Genomic DNA, 15,620 nt, shown 5'->3' on the forward strand with positions numbered 1-15,620 from the left:
GTGTAAAGCAATCGGAAATAATCCCTTCGATGGGATCATTGATTACTCTCCTCGTCATATTTTTGTCGAACAAATCACTGCAGGAATGGTTCGCATGAGCAAAGCGACTGTCTCTTCGGAGGCCGCGGATCTGTTACACCGTGGCCGCAAGGCGTTCCTTACGGGCCTCGTTTACGCGGGGCTCCTAAGCGCGTTCATCAACCTGCTGCAACTGACGGTCCCTCTCTTCATGCTGCAGGTGCACGACCGCGTCGTGAACAGCCAGAGCCTCGACACGCTTACGATGCTGATCATCATTGCGGGCATCTCGCTGATCCTGTTCGGCATTCTCGATTATATCCGCGCTCTTACTTTTCAGGTGATGGGCAGCCTTTTGCTCCGCCGCCTCAATCTTCCCGTTTTGCAGGCAGCTGTTTCTGCCTCCGTTCAAAAAGGAAGCGTTCAAGCAGGCCAGGCGATTCGCGATATCAACGATCTGCGGTCGTTCCTGACCGGCAGCGCCATCAGTATTCCGCTGGAAGCGATTTGGTGTCCGATCTTCCTGGCCGTGCTGTTTTCCTTGCACCCACTCTACGGATTGGTGGCACTGATCTCGGCGACGGTGATCGTCGTGCTCAGCTTGGTCTCGGATCTGTTGACACGCCGCGCTCTGAAGCGGGCCAATGAGGCCGCGATCCGCGGGATCAGCGACATGAGCGCGAGTCTGCGGCACGCAGAAGCGATCGAAGCGATGGGAATGCTTCCGGCCCTGGCGCGGCGGTGGCGTGGAGCCCAGATCCTGGCTCAGGACCTGTTGGATACCGCCACGAAGAGAGGGCGGGCCATGTCATCGATAACACGCACCTGCCGTTACATGATGCAGATTGCCGTCATGTCGACAGGCGCCATCCTTGTGATCAGACAGGAGGTGAGCCCGGGTTCGATGGTTGCGTCCAGCATCATCATGGGACGTCTGCTCCTGCCTTTTGATTCGATGGTGGACGGCTGGCGGCAGTGGGTCCTTGCTTCAGCAGCTTGGAAGCGCGTCTGTGACCTCCTGGAGAAGGAGATGCCGCGTCGGGAAACGCAGCCTACGCCGCGTACGTCCGGAGATCTTACGATCGACCGCCTGGTCTATGCGGCTCCGGGATCCGATGTTCCGATTTTGAAGGGAATATCCTTCTCCTTGTCGCCCGGCGAGGTCCTCGGGATCGTCGGGCCCTCGGCGGCAGGAAAATCAACGCTCGCACGGCTGCTGGTCGGCGTGTTTAAGCCGACGACCGGCGGCATCTATTTGGACGGGCACAACGTCTTCCTCTGGGAGCGGGAATCGTTCGGTGAGATGGTGGGATACCTGCCGCAGTCCGTCTCGCTGCTCGAAGGTACGATTCGCGAGAACATCGCGCGCATGCAGCAAGCAGATGCCCGCTTGGTTCTCGACGCTGCTCGGCTTGCCGACGTACACACCATGATCGGGCGCTTCCCCCTGGGATACGACACGCGCCTCGGCGACAGTAACTTCGTTCTCTCCGGCGGTCAGCGGCAACGAATCGGCTTGGCGCGCGCACTCTATGGCCATCCCCGCCTAATCGTCCTCGACGAGCCCAACGCAAATCTGGACACCGAAGGAGAGCGAGCACTCATCCGGGCTATTGAAGCCGCCCGCGCAGACGGGGCCATCGTCATTCTCATTGCACACCGCCCTTCGATCATGCAGGTCGTCGACAAGCTTCTCGTTCTGCAGGACGGACGCATTGCCCAGTTCGGGCCGCGTGCAGACGTCATCGGTATCAACGACCGCGACGAAAACGCCGCCAGGACCGTTCCTGGAAAGACCGTGCGGGCAATTCAGGGGGAGGCACCTCGTGGCAAGCACTGAGATCCTGGTTCAGAAGCGGCCCTCGCCAATCGTCAATAAGGTGGAGTTGAAGCAAAACTGGGTCGAACGAATGGAGCATGAGGACCGCGGCGGCCCGTCTCTCCGAACGCCTTTTGTCGCCGGCATGGTCGCTGTGATCGTAGGCATCGGAGGCTTCATGGGTTGGGCCTTTGCCGCGCATCTGGACAGCGCTGCCGTCGCCAGCGGGACGGTCATCGTCGACTCGAAGCGCAAGACCATCAGCCATCTGGAAGGCGGAATTCTCAAGTCGCTGCTGATCCAGGAAGGTGATCTCGTCCAGGCGGGCCAGCCGCTCGTGCGTCTTGACGACACCCGCGCGAAAGCGGAGCTGGAGCAGTTGCGTGCCAAGCGTATCGGGCTTGAGGCGCGCCTTGTTCGCCTCCGTGCCGAGCAGACCCGCGGGTCCGAACTGGTCTTTCCCGATACGGTAACGACCTCGTCGAGTCCAATTGCTGCAGAGGTCGTCCGAGCGGAGCGGAATGTCTTTTTGTCCCGCCGCGAAATGTTCGCCCGCAAGGTCGATATCCAGCGTAAGACAGTGGAGCAGCAGGTGGCCGAGCTGAAGGCTGTTGATGCCCAAGCCGAGGCGAACACACGACAATCAGAACTGCTCGGTCGTGAACTCAATGCCGTGGCGACGCTAGTCGAAAAGGGCTATGCGCCGAGGCCACGGCTGACCGAGTTGCAAACCCGAGAAAGCGAATTGATCGGCCGTGCTGCGGAGCTCGTGTCACGCAAGGCTAAAGCTGAACAGGCCAAAGCCGCCGCCGAACTTGAGATCCTTTCCATCGAGAACGACTTTCAGCAACAGGTCGCCGCGGATTTGCAGGCAGCTCAGCTTGAACTGGCAGATACGATCGAGCGCATGACGGCTGCGGGAGATGTCTTGCATCGCGTCGAAATCGTATCTCCGCAAAATGGCATCGTCACCAATATCCGGACTCGGACGCCTGGCGGGGTCATTGCGCCGGGCCAGCCTATTCTTGATATCGTTCCCGAGCAGGAGCCCCTGATCATCGAGGCGAAAGTTGGCTTGCGCGACATTGATTCTGTTCGCGTCGGGGCGCCGGTGCAAGTGAGGCTCACAGCCTACAACAATCGCTCGACAGCTCCTCTCGCGGGGACATTGACATATCTCTCCGCCGATCAGCAGCTTGATGAGCGAAACGACGCCGCGTTCTATGTGGTGCGGGCGTCGATTGCGCAGGAAAGCTTAGCGAAGAACGATACGATCAAGCTTTATCCAGGCATGCCCGCCGAAATATTGGTGATCAACAAGCCTCGTCGCGCCATTGACTACTTGCTGGCGCCTATCACCGACAGCTTCAATCGCGCCTTCCGCGAAGAATAACCGTAACGACAGCACGGTAATCCCGCTCCGTTGGCACGATGGCAGTGCGAGATTCCGCGCCACCGTATCGGCACGTTTCGCACGCCGTCATGCTGCGCCGCGGCATGGCGGCGTGACAAAAGTCCCTGTTCTGCCTAGGGCCAGGGCTTATTCGTTGAGGTATTTCGAATTTCGATCTAAATAGAAAATACTTTGAATGTACTTTTTAAACAAAACAAATACATAACTAATAGGCATTTTTACTAAAGGAATAGCCATTTTTATTGATATTTGGACTTTACAAAGAGGTGCCTCTTCAGCATTGTTGCGCTGCGGCGAACGGGCGTTGGCGCTTCGGACGCTGTCGGGCTCTGATGTCTTCGAAGGCAAGTTCGCCCGTTTCGATTCCACCTTTTCATCTGGCGGACCGTGGCTTCCGCGGTCCAAACAGCAAGGAGACAGGTATGGCAACTCTCGAGGGCGGTGCCTATAACGACACGCTACATGGTACCCACTCGCCGGACGTCATTTTCGGCAATGGAGGGGATGATCTCATCTTCGGCGGAGGCGGCGCTGATGCGCTCTTCGGCGGAGATGGAGACGATCGCCTGTTCGGCGGCGAAGGTGACGACGCTCTGTTCGGCGGAAACGGTCACGACATTCTGTTCGGCGGTAATGGCAACGACATCCTTCAAGGGGGCGCTGGCGACGACGTTCTCTTTGGCGGCAATGGCGACGACATTCTGCAGGGCGGCGCTGGCGACGATTATCTCCGTGGCGGCAACGGCAACGACATCCTGCAAGGCGGCGACGGCAACGACATTCTTGAGGGCGGTTCCGGCAACGATCTGCTTCAGGGTGGTGCCGGCGATGATGTGCTTCGCGGCGGCTCGGGCGATGACATCCTGCAGGGTGGCGCTGGCGACGACATCCTTCACGGTGGTTCGGGTCACGACGTCTTCATGTTCTCCAGCGGCGGAGGAAACGACGTCGTTCTGGACTTCAAGGTCGGCGAGGATCTGTTGCAAATCTCCAAGGGGATCAACGGCACCGATATCGCCTCTGCGGAAGATCTTGCGGGCCGTGTCCATCAGATCGGCAGCAATACGTTTGTCGATCTCGGCAACGGCGACTCGGTCACGCTGGTCAACGTCAACGCAGACGACGTCCAGAACAACCCGAACGATTACTTCTCCGTCCACTGATACAAATACGGCGCTGCAGCTTCTGGCTGCAGCGCCTTCTGCGCAAGGATCCGACACGGCATGGCGTTGCTTGATTTATCAGAGCCAGCTTCAGTTACTGAGGGCATTTGTCAGCCGCAGGTGGCTCTTCTCGGCAGCGGCGTCGTTCTGATCATCTGGGACGTCCCTGAAACCGTGCGGGCTCCCGCTTCGCTTTCGATCGCCGATGGCGTCGTTATCTCACCGACGGCCTCGTTGCGCCTTGAGCGCAAGGATGGTGGAACCCGACTTCTCTGGGCGCTCCGGCGACCGGATCAGATGAATCTTCAGATTGGCTTGACAACGGGAACGCTTGGTTCGAGCGCAGAACTCAATCTGTCCACGGAAACTCCCGTGCCACCTCTCGACGTTCGGGGGCTCTTGGGCGATTTGGCGGAGCAGGCGATTGCTATTCTTGCTTCCACATTGATCAATCTTTGGAGTGGGCTCTTTCGTCTTCAGCGCAACAGCCTGTTCGTCCGTCACGTGGTCGCTCTCCTCCGCCTATCGAATCCGTCGCCGCAACCAGCGCTCGTCGCTGCACGGGGTATTGACGATCTTATTCTCGTACAGACCCCCTTTCCGGACTCCTTTGACAGAATTAATGCCGTCTATCGCATCGGGTCGCGGGGTATCGAACGCCTGAAAGGGCAGCCGCACCGTGCATCCGTTGGCAAGGGGCGAGCGGTTCTCCATTTTCTTGCTGAGGGAAATGCAGAGAACGAGCAAGCAGCTTGGTTGGTTTTTGCCGGTGCCGATGGCCTGCAGGCCAGGGTTCTGACCTACCCCGAGAAGAGAGCCCCTAACCTGACCAGCTGGTTGCGGGATCATACGAAGCGTGCGGCCGGATTGCGCGAGCATCTGTTGATCGAGCTTTCGCAGCTGACGGAGAAAGGTCGCTCCGCTTCGGTTGAGGCGCAGCTCGGCGCCCCGCTCGAGCGACAGCGGGTCAGCACGGGGCCGGCGGGACTTGCTGCCGAAATCACTTGTGCTCTGTCCACGTCCGCCGGAACTCTTGTCGCTGGCTGGCTTCGTGACCCCCTGAACCTTGTCGCCGGGATCGCCGCCGTGGGGCGTGACGGAACCGTGCATGAGCTGACGGACGGTGTTCGCCAATATCCGATCACAATAGAGGCGCTGGGTGGGGGAGGGCGTCTGAATGCAACGGGATTTGCCGCTCTCGCGCCGTCGAACGGCGGCGACACTCCAATTCTTCAGCCGCGCTTTCGACTACTGCTGAAATCCGGTGCCTATCATCCTCTCGTACCCGCGCCCCAGCCCTTCGACGCAGCTGAAGCGCGGGCCGCGGCGCTCAGAGCCGTCCCGCCTCAGCATGTCGATGAGCCTCTGCTGGCAGAGATTTTGAGCCCCGTCATCGGCGATCTGCACCGCCGCGTTCTGGTTCAGGAGAGCCAGCCGAAGCTTCGACAGATTGGTGAGGCCCTGCCGAGGCCGCGCGTATCGGTGATCATTCCGCTTTACAAGGCGCTGGATTTCCTGCGATTCCAGATTGCAGCTTTCGCGACTGATCCCTGGTTCCGGAAGAATGCCGAACTCATTTATGTCTTGGATTCGCCTGAGCAGGCCGCAGAAGTCGAACATCTGCTGCAAGGTTTGCATCTTGTCTATGAGCTGCCCCTGCTTCTCGCAATCATGGATCGAAACAGCGGCTACGCTCGCGCCTGTAACGTCGGAGCGTCCCTGGCGCGCGGAGAGGTTCTCGCTCTCGTCAACTCCGACATCATTCCTGTGTCCAGGAACTGGCTTGCGGAGCTGACCCTGCGTCTCGACAGGCGCAAGCGAATCGGCGCTGTCGGGCCGAAGCTCCTATTTGAGGATGGTTCGCTGCAACACGCTGGGATGTTCTTCGAAAAGGATCACCACGGCCGCTGGCTCAATCATCATTATTTCAAAGGCATGCCGCGCCATTATGCACCGGCCACGGAAGAGCGCCTCGTTCCTGCCGTAACGGGTGCATGTCTCGTCACCTCGCGCGATCTGTTCGAAAAAATTGGAGGTTTCTCCGAGGATTATGTAATCGGTGATTATGAGGACAGCGACCTGTGCCTCAAGATCAATGCTGCCGATCAGAAGATCCTCTACACTCCCGAGGTCGAGCTTTATCATCTCGAGCGCAAGTCCATGTCCCTGAATCTCGACTACATGAAGGGCGTAGCATGGCAATACAATTGTGCGCTTCACGCCTCCCGCTGGGAAGCGATGATGACGCGCATCATGAGCACACATAGCCGGGTCGGAAGAACAAGGAGCAAGGCAGCATGAATGCGCAGGTCGGCAACCGCGTCGCAGTCCATCAACCGTTGCTCTCGACTCAGGAGGAGCAGCGCCTCTCGGTGATCATGGAGACGGTCGAGCGCAATCGTTTCCTCCCTGCGCCGACACCAGAGAATGTTTTTGTCGGAGATGGGGACTATCGTGCCATCGGTGCTGAGTATCTCGGGCATTTCGTGCGCCTTGGAGGACTTAAGCCGTCACATCGCGTGCTGGATGTCGGATGCGGGATCGGTCGTATGGCTGTCCCTCTGACGCAATACCTGGATGGAGAGGCCTCACGTTATGAGGGGGTCGATCCTGTAAAGGATGGGATCGAGTGGTGCGTCCAGAACATCACGTCGGTATACCCGCACTTCAGATTCTGTCAGATCGACCTGGCTCATGAACTCTATAACCCGGGTGGGGCTCTCGGCGGACACGAAGTTGTGCTGCCGTTCTCCGATGCAAGTTTCGATTTCATCGCCATGGTCTCGGTTGCAACGCATCTGCCGATTGCAGAGATTGCGGCATACTCAAGAGAGATCAGGCGGCTGCTATCCCCGGTTGGACGATTGTTCATGACCACGTTCTTGGTCCTGGACGGCGATCTTGAGCGGGAGAACGCACGGCCGAAATTCGTACCTGGAAAAGATCCAGGAACCTGGTACGGCGCTCCTGATGCGCCGCTGGCCGCCATTGGGTTCGACCGGAACCTCGTCGAACAGGCCGTTCGTGAAGCTGGCCTTCAGATCGAATGCGTCAGCCTGGGGCATTGGCGCGGTATCGACAGCATGCATTATCAGGATGTCGTCATCGCGACGTCGCCCGGAAAGGCTGCCTGACCATGCGCGTTCTCGTGGTCGCACACAATCATCCGGATCTTCATCCCGGCGGAACGGAAATCTTCGCCCACGATCTCTTTCGTGAACTCCGCTCGCGATCGGACGTGAAGGCTCTGTTCCTCGCTGCGACAAATCGGGTCCATCGGGAACCTCGTCCAGGCACGAATTTTCAAACCGTGACAGATGCGCCGGACGAGGTTGTGCTCTGGAGCGGTCATTTCGATCACTTCTATTTGAGCCAGACTGACACCTACGGGATCGTCCCTCCGATCGTCGCGCTGCTTCAGGAATTTCGCCCTGACGTCGTTCATATCCATCACGTGCTGCTCTTGGGAGTTGAATTCATCGCGATCGTGCGCCGCACGCTGCCGCAGGCTCGGATCGTCATGACCCTCCACGACTACTATGCGATCTGTGCGCACGATGGCCTCATGATGCGGACGAAGGGGAAGGAGCGCTGTGATCGCGCTTCGCCGAACCGCTGTGGCGCCTGCTTCCCGGATGTCTCAGCGGATCGGTTTCTGCTGCGGGAGCGGCATATCAAGACGCTTCTCTCGCAAGTCGATCATTTCATTGCGCCAAGCCGATTCATCAAGGAACGCTTCGTAGCATGGGGCTTGCCGGAGAGCCTGATCGAAGTTGTGACGAACGGGCGTCCCAATGCGGAGGTCGCTGCGCATCGGTCAACCTCCGACGCGCGGCGCTCCGTTTTCGGATATTTCGGAAATCTCAATCCGTGGAAGGGGGCGCCTGTTCTGCTGAAGGCGGTCCAGCAGCTTGTCGCTGAGGGTTTGGACGATTTTGAACTTCGCCTCCACGGCGGAGCACCCTTTCAGTCCGAGGAGTTTATCGATGAGATCGAAACGCTCATCGATCGGAACGGCGGCCACGTTGTTCGGCTTGGTCCCTATCGGAGGCAAGACATTCCGGATCTCATGGCGAACGTGGATTGGGTCGTCATGCCTTCGATCTGGTGGGAGAACGCTCCCCTTGTGATCCAAGAGGCTTTCCATCATCGTCGACCCGTCATCACAAGCGGGATCGGCGGCATGGCCGAAGCCGTGCATGACGGTATCAATGGACTTCACGTCCGTCCGAACGATCCGATAGCGCTTGCGCGAGCAATGAAGCGGGCCGTCGAAGAGCCCGGTCTTTGGGCAAGCCTTGTCGATGGCATTCGACAGCCCCCAACCATGTCGGCGACAGTCGATCAACACCTCGAACTCTATCGTGGTGCCGGCGCCTCGGCGCAGGCCGCCTGACACAGGGAGCGGTGATCCGATGAGCATTGCAGAAGTCAAGAAGTCCCCCGTCCAGGGAAATATGATCCCCTCAAGTCAGATTCAGGGGCGGCTGGACGCGGTAGAGAGCCGCCGTCTCTACGGCTGGGTGTGGGATCGCAATCGTCCCGAAGAGCGCTGCCTCGTTCGCGTTCTCCTTCGGGGACGCACAGTTGCCTCCGCCACCGCCGATCGCCCTCGTATCGATCTGCGACGCAACGGCATCGGCGATGGCGCCTATGCGTTCGAGGTTGAGCTTCCTGAAACGGTGAGCCAGGAGCTAGGCGATCTTGAGGTCGTCGCAGTGTCGCGCAAGACCGGAGAGGAGATCGTTCTCCCGGCTCCAAGCCGGGACGAGCGAGCGGCCGAAGCAGTTATCAGCGCCCCGCTCAACAGGGTGCTGCAGCAGCTGGAAGTTCTCATTGCTGCGCAACATCGATCGCAGATCATGTTGCGCGAGGCCGCCGAAGCCATGCGCGAGACGGCAGAGCAGGTGGAGAAGATGTCCTCAAAAGAGGATGGTATCGGCGCAGCGCTCGATGTGGTGCGATCCAACCACGGCGAGCTTGCTCAGAGAATCGCGGATGTCGAAATTTTCCACATGCGTTTCGACAAAATGATCGCGGGCTTCGACGATCGCATCAAGGATCTCACCACGGCCGCCGACCGTCCGATACGGCGCGCCATCGCTGTCCTAATGATGCTTGCTGGTCTCTCCGCTATCAGCGCCGTGTCCACCCTCGTGATCGCTTTACGATAGAGGTAAGGATGACCATTGCCGTACGTCATGCACCGCAACAGGATTTCCCGCAGGCGCCGCGTTCCGAATATTCTGGGGGCGGTGCCTTTCTCGCCGATCAGATGAGTCTTCCGACCGACGGCGAGACGGTGATTGCGTCTCCGGTGGGAGAGGACCTGCTGCTCGTCAGCGGTGTCACGGATTCCATGTCAGGCGCGGTGCCGGTGCTGCTCAACGGAGATCCCGCGCTATCGATGACGGCGAACGTCGTGACCTGGAGGCGCAATGCGGCTCCGGAGGCCAGCGTCGGTTTTGTTGCCATAATTCCGGTCAAGGTTGCGGGACGCGTCCGGATCCGTTCCATCGTCATGCGCCGAAAGGGACAGCCGGCGCGCTATACGCTCATCAGGCGGGCACTGCCGTTGATGAGCTTCATGAACATCGTCTCCGTGGATGCCGAAGGGGAGTTCCCACGCGTCGCTGATGGCGTGGCGCAAGCTCTCGTGAGCGGTAGGGCAGAGCCCGGTCGCGTCGCCGCGGCTCTGTCGATGTTGACCGCGACAGCTCGGACGGACGGCTTCGTCGAGGTCATGGGGATGCTCGATACCGGAGAAATCCTCCTTCAGGGTTGGTCCAGCGAACTGCCCATCGATAAATCGCGTCTGATCGTCTCGCATGAGGGCCTCGTCACTGGCGAGTTCTTGGCGGCGAAGGTACAGCGAGAAGACCTGGGCGAGCGAGGTTACGGATTCGTCGGAATCTTTGACGCTGGTGAGGTTCAAGTCGAGCTCGACCGAATGCAGCGCCTGTTTTTCCGTGGGCCGCAAGGCTGGCGCGCGCTGGAGATCTATGACAAGCGGGTCCATCTGCCCCCCATCGATATCCCAGCCCATGTCCGCGACGTCCTCCCTCGGATGGAGGCCAGCGTCGAGACATTGTCTGTGCTCAAGAAGATGGGCGCACGTTTCGATGGACGCGACACGGTCTCTGCCTTGAAGGAGCCAGTCCGCATCGGAATGGACATGGTTTTGGAACTGCCGAAGGGCGGAATGCTGGTCAGCGGCTGGATGCTCGATCCGGAGCAGGCGGTGAGCGAAGTCATTCTCCATGCAGGCCGGCAATCCAGCAGGATCGAGGTCGATTGGACGCGGCTGTCGCGGCCCGACGTGACGACTGCCTTCCAGCAGGATCCTGCCTTTGGTCACAGCGTCGACCCCCACCGGCACGATCACGGATTTCTGGCCTTTGTCACTGAGCTCTCCAGTCAGAACCAGGAACCGGTCTACTTCGAGATCAAGGTGGGCGATGAAACGTCGGCGTTCTATCCGCTCAAGTCCGTGCGGGCTACGTCGCGTCGCGCTCTCGACAGGATCATGACCGCGCTTGATCCCCGTTCTGCAGCCACAAGCATGGCGATCGAAGGGCATCTCGGCCCGATGATCCAGGCCTTTGAACATCCCAAACCCCGGGCCGTTGAGAAACGCGACTACGGCTATGACGAAAGTACAGCTGAGCTGGGTCTTGTCCTCGGCGGCGGTCGCGATGCCGAGGACGTCCTCATTACGCTTTCGCTCTTGGCCCTCGATCCCGAGATGCATCAGATCCCGATTCTGATCTGCGTCCCCATGGAGCTCTTCTCCCGGATCGCGGCAGAGGTACAGCGGCTCGCAAGCTTCTATGGTCTCGGGGTTCGGCTCGTGGGCGCCGACGGGGTCCAGGATACCTGTGACGCGCTGGAAGCAGCTGTCCAGGCTACGAATGTCTCAACGCTTGTTTTCCTCTCGTCGGGTGTCCTGCCCCGTCGCCGCGGTTGGCTTTCCGTTCTCGAGAGAGCGTATCGCAAACGCGGCGGCAAGGCCCTCGTCAGCCCGACGATTGTGTTCGAAGACAACTCTATTTGTTTCGCCGGAACGAAGCTCGATCCGAAGGGACGTCGGCTGGTCGACAGTTATCTCGGATATCCCTGCGATGTGGTTCGTGATGCAGAGCCCGCGGAAGTCATGGCCGGATCGACTGCATGCTGCATTCTCTCGCGGTCCGCTTTCCACGACATCGGCGGATTCAGCCAAAATTACCTGAGCGTCAAGGAAAAGGCGCGCGATCTGTGTCTCAAGCTCAAACTGGCTGGAACGCCATCCGTCTGGTTGCCTGATGTCGAAATGATCGCGGCAGACGGCGAGTCCGTTCAAGCCAGTCTTCCATGGCAACGGCTGGTCCAGCATGTTGATCGCTGGAGCTTCGACAAGCGCTGGTCTCTTCTTGTTGCCAATATGAGAGGGGTCGAATGACTTACCATCCTTTGCGCGTTCTTGTCGTCTCTCATGGCCATCCGAGCTTTTCGCTCGGAGGGGCAGAGGTGGCATCCTACAACCTCCACAAGGGCCTGAATGCCCTGGAGGAGGTTAACTCGCGCTTCCTGGCTCGCGTAGGTCATCCCGTGGTGCGTCACGGAAGAACTGCGCTTCTCAGCCTTCGTCAGAAGGAAGGGGAAATTCTTTACCACGCAGACGACTATGATCATTTCTTCCTCTCCAATCGCAACACGGAGGAAATCGAGCGAGACTTCATGCGGGTAGTGCTCGATCTGAAGCCCGACGTGATTCACTTCCATCACTTCATCGGGCTCGGACTGGAATGCCTCTATGCTGTGCGCAAGGCATTGCCGGATGCGGTGATCGTCGTCACCTTCCACGAATTCCTATCGATCTGCCACCACCATGGTCAGATGGTAAAGACCCGCAACAACAATCTGTGCCGTCAGGCCTCACCGGCAGACTGCAATGCGTGCTTCCCGGACATCTCGCCCGCGCGGTTCCTGCGACGCGAGAATTTCGTACGCGGTCTGCTGGAGTTGGCCGATCATTTCGTCTCGCCAAGCCACTTTCTTGTCGACCGGTATGTGGATTGGGGGCTTGACCGCTCGAGGTTCACGGTCATCGAGAACGGCCTTGATATCGCCGAACCGGCACCGCCACGCGTCCTTGCTCCAGGCACCCGTCGCGCACGCTTCGCGTATTTTGGACAGATCACATCCTTCAAGGGTGTCGATGTTCTCCTGGATGCTGTCGCCCGGATTCCGGAGGCTGTGTGGGGTGATGATGCGCAGCTGATGATTTTCGGAGGCAATCTCGAACGTCAGCCGGAGGCCTACCAGCAGAAGATCGGGAAGCTTATCGAGCAGGCCGGGCCGCGTGCGCGGTTCTATGGTGCCTATCAGAATGTCGAGATGCCCCGTCTCATGCAGTCCATCGATTGGACGATCATCCCATCGATCTGGTGGGAGAACTCGCCGATCGTCATCCAGGAATCGTTCTTCCATGGTCGACCGATGATCTGCAGCAATATCGGCGGCATGGCCGAGAAGATCACAGATGGCGTCAATGGGCTTCATTTCAGGGCGGGCTCGTCCGAGGATCTCATTGATCGCATGACGGAGGCTCTGACCAAGCCGGATCTATGGGATCAACTTCGCACAGGAATCCAGAAGCCGATCGATTACCGCATGTCTGCGCAGAAGCACCTCGATCTCTATTACACGATTGCCACCAACCGCGACGTTACGCCGGCCGCACGGTCGGCCTGATATTCATTCAGCACTTAAATTGCAGCCAGAAGGAGAGAGAATATGGCACGCGCCCTAGTGATGATTCCCTCAGGAGAGGTTTACGATCACGACAACGTTCGCTGGTATCGCTATAAGGATATCCAGAACCACATCAACCACTATCACAATATCGGCGACGCCTTCGTCTTCGATTCCTCCCTGAAACTTCTGAATTTCGACAAGCTCGGTGTTCTGCCAATCGCCAATCCGAATCTGGACGATATCGATAGGCTCAACGAAGAGTACGATTATGTGTTCCTTCGCGGGTCGAACTACGTCCATAAGGATATGCGCTGGAGCCAGACGATCGAGGTTCTGAAGCGCTTGAAGATTCCGGTCATCGCCTTTGGAATCGGCGCCCAGGCCCCGGTGAAGGGCAAGATCGAACTTTCGGAAGAAACCAAGACGGTTCTCCGGATGATGGCGGATTCGACGACCTCGATCGGCGTTCGCGGTACCTACTCTGCGCAGGTGCTTTGGGACATCGGCATTCGCAATGTCCGCATTGTCGGGTGCCCGACGGCGTTCCGCCGGAATAATCCCGACATGGCGATTCAGCTTCCTGCCCTCGACAAGGTTCGCTATGTCGGCGTTACCATGCGGCGGGAGGTGTCTCCGGCCTATGCGCAGGACATCAAGCGTTACCTCACGTTCCATCGCGATTTCGTTAAGGACCTTGCCCAGCGCTTCGATGTGGTCCTGATGGCTCAGGGCGAAGTGGAAGAGAAGAAGATCGTCTTCGGAACCCAGGAGCAGAAGGAAGAAGCGTTTGCGGCGCTTCGCGCTAACAAGTGGGTGTCCGACTGGTACATGGATGAGACGATGGAGAAGCTCCACCGCGAGAGGCTCTTCTATTCGGATGTCGTAGCCGATTATGAGGATCTGGTGCAGCAGAAGGATCTTGTCCTCGGCTATCGTCTCCACGGTAATCTGATGGCGCTCTCGAACGGAACGCCGTCGATCTACTTCACCTATGATAGCCGGACAGTCGAGTTTGCCGAGACCTTCCAGATCCCCAGCTTCGATGTCTTCTCCGGCAAGGATTTCAACATCGAAGAATATTGGGACCAGTCACTGTTCGACAAGTTCAACCGAGCATATCACCATACCTATCGCGAGATGCGACAGTTCCTTGTCGAGAACGGGGTCGATAACAAGATGGCCGATGTGATGCAGAAGCCGGTGGCGGAGCCGGTGCAGAAGGTCGCCTAGTGGCGGAAACCTTCAGAAGACTGCTGACGCTTCCCGCCATCTCTCTCCTGGCGGGAAGTGTCCTGTGGACCGGCGCTCTGGCCGAAACGGCCGAGCGCCGGAACCTCACCGTCTTGCCGACCGGACCCGTGGAGACGGTGTTCGACTGGTCACGGGACGCATGTGCCAAAAGCAATGTTCCCGATGCCTCCGCGCGTGCGTTCAAGAATGCTGACGGCGAGGTCCGGTTGACCATCAGCCACAACGGTAACCGCGCCCTCGTGGGACCGAATCTCGATGCGGTTCGCCCCGACTGCGGCATGCTCTACCAAGGGCGCGGATCGGCGCGGCTTGCCGATTTCGATGATCTCAGCTGGATCGGAGGCGTCTATACGCGTGATGGGCGAACAGTCTATGCCCTAGCACATACCGAGTTGCGCGGTGAGCGCACGCCCGGCCAGTGTCCGGCCGGCCGGTATAGTGCCTGTCTTCTGAACACGATTACCGGACTGGTCTCCGAGGATGGTGGACGCCACTTCAAGCCGCAAGCGAAAGCCTCTCCACCAGTTGTTGCAACCTTGCCGTATGGTTTCCCTACAGATCGAAATTCCCGCGTCGGTTACGCCAATCCAAGCAACATCATCGAGCGGGACGACTGGTATTATGCCTTCATCTTCGCGGATGGATATCGCGACCAGCGCAGGGGAAATTGCCTCATCCGCACGAATAACCTCGATGATCCTGCATCCTGGCGCGCCTGGGATGGCAAGGACTTCACCGTCACCTTCATCGATCCGTTCCGAAACGGCCAAGTCGACCCAGGCAGCCATGTTTGTGCACCCGTCGCCCCGAACGTCATCGGGCGACTGGTCGGCGGCATTGTGAAGATCCGCGATACGAATACGGTCGTGGCGGTCTTCGGCGACAAGCGCCGTGGACCTGATGGGCGGGAGATCGAAGGGATCTATTCATCGGCATCGTCAGATCTCGTCAATTGGACGCGACCGTCCCTGGTGACGGAGGTCCAGCTCCTGTGGGACAAATCCTGCGACGAGACGGAGGCTTTCTTCTACCCAAGCCTGATCGATCCCGATGCCAGGACATTCTCGTTCGAGGACTTCGGCCACAAGGGCTACCTGTATCTCACGCGGTATCAGCTGACGAGCTGCAAGGTAACCTGGGACCGCGACCTTGTCCGCATACCTGTGGAAGTGCGTCCGGCGCAGTAAGGATGCGGGATTCCCGCATCCTATGAGCA

11 protein-coding genes are annotated in these 15,620 nt (G+C 58.9%); all 11 read left to right on the forward strand.

Features of this window, described 5'->3' with window-relative positions; genetic code table 11:
• Positions 1 to 94 precede the first annotated feature (94 nt).
• On the forward strand, positions 95 to 1,858 hold the full coding sequence (locus tag K9B37_RS02425; protein WP_224311215.1) for a type I secretion system permease/ATPase: 1,764 nt from the start codon (positions 95 to 97) through the stop codon (positions 1,856 to 1,858).
• Positions 1,845 to 3,230, forward strand: coding sequence for an HlyD family type I secretion periplasmic adaptor subunit (locus K9B37_RS02430; RefSeq protein WP_224311216.1), 1,386 nt, complete (start codon positions 1,845 to 1,847; stop codon positions 3,228 to 3,230). Before K9B37_RS02425 ends, K9B37_RS02430 begins: the two co-directional genes overlap by 14 nt.
• A 443-nt stretch (positions 3,231 to 3,673) precedes the next feature.
• Complete coding sequence (locus tag K9B37_RS02435) at positions 3,674 to 4,414, forward strand: calcium-binding protein (protein ID WP_224311217.1); 741 nt, start codon at positions 3,674 to 3,676, stop codon at positions 4,412 to 4,414.
• Between the two features lie 60 nt (positions 4,415 to 4,474).
• The gene (locus K9B37_RS02440; RefSeq protein ID WP_224311218.1) at positions 4,475 to 6,715 is read left to right on the forward strand and encodes a glycosyltransferase; all 2,241 of its coding nucleotides are present in this window, start codon (positions 4,475 to 4,477) and stop codon (positions 6,713 to 6,715) included.
• Entirely contained in the window at positions 6,712 to 7,548 is an 837-nt protein-coding gene (locus tag K9B37_RS02445) for a class I SAM-dependent methyltransferase (protein ID WP_224311219.1), read from the forward strand. Before K9B37_RS02440 ends, K9B37_RS02445 begins: the two co-directional genes overlap by 4 nt.
• Positions 7,545 to 8,810, forward strand: coding sequence for a glycosyltransferase family 4 protein (locus K9B37_RS02450; RefSeq protein ID WP_224311562.1), 1,266 nt, complete (start codon positions 7,545 to 7,547; stop codon positions 8,808 to 8,810). Before K9B37_RS02445 ends, K9B37_RS02450 begins: the two co-directional genes overlap by 4 nt.
• A gap of 19 nt (positions 8,811 to 8,829) precedes the next feature.
• Complete coding sequence (locus K9B37_RS02455) at positions 8,830 to 9,588, forward strand: hypothetical protein (RefSeq protein WP_224311220.1); 759 nt, start codon at positions 8,830 to 8,832, stop codon at positions 9,586 to 9,588.
• An 8-nt stretch (positions 9,589 to 9,596) separates the two neighbouring features.
• Positions 9,597 to 11,855, forward strand: coding sequence for a glycosyltransferase family 2 protein (locus K9B37_RS02460; protein ID WP_224311221.1), 2,259 nt, complete (start codon positions 9,597 to 9,599; stop codon positions 11,853 to 11,855).
• Positions 11,852 to 13,150 carry a glycosyltransferase family 4 protein gene (locus K9B37_RS02465; protein ID WP_224311222.1) on the forward strand — a complete coding sequence of 433 codons (1,299 nt, stop codon included), beginning with the start codon at positions 11,852 to 11,854 and terminating at the stop codon, positions 13,148 to 13,150. Before K9B37_RS02460 ends, K9B37_RS02465 begins: the two co-directional genes overlap by 4 nt.
• 42 nt (positions 13,151 to 13,192) lie before the next feature.
• Positions 13,193 to 14,383 carry a polysaccharide pyruvyl transferase family protein gene (locus K9B37_RS02470; RefSeq protein WP_224311223.1) on the forward strand — a complete coding sequence of 397 codons (1,191 nt, stop codon included), beginning with the start codon at positions 13,193 to 13,195 and terminating at the stop codon, positions 14,381 to 14,383.
• Complete coding sequence (locus K9B37_RS02475; protein ID WP_224311224.1) at positions 14,383 to 15,591, forward strand: hypothetical protein; 1,209 nt, start codon at positions 14,383 to 14,385, stop codon at positions 15,589 to 15,591. The genes K9B37_RS02470 and K9B37_RS02475 overlap by 1 nt, the downstream gene beginning before the upstream one ends.
• The last annotated feature ends 29 nt before the right edge of the window (positions 15,592 to 15,620 follow it).

The sequence above is a fragment of the Microvirga puerhi genome (assembly GCF_020089865.1).
GTDB lineage: Bacteria > Pseudomonadota > Alphaproteobacteria > Rhizobiales > Beijerinckiaceae > Microvirga > Microvirga puerhi.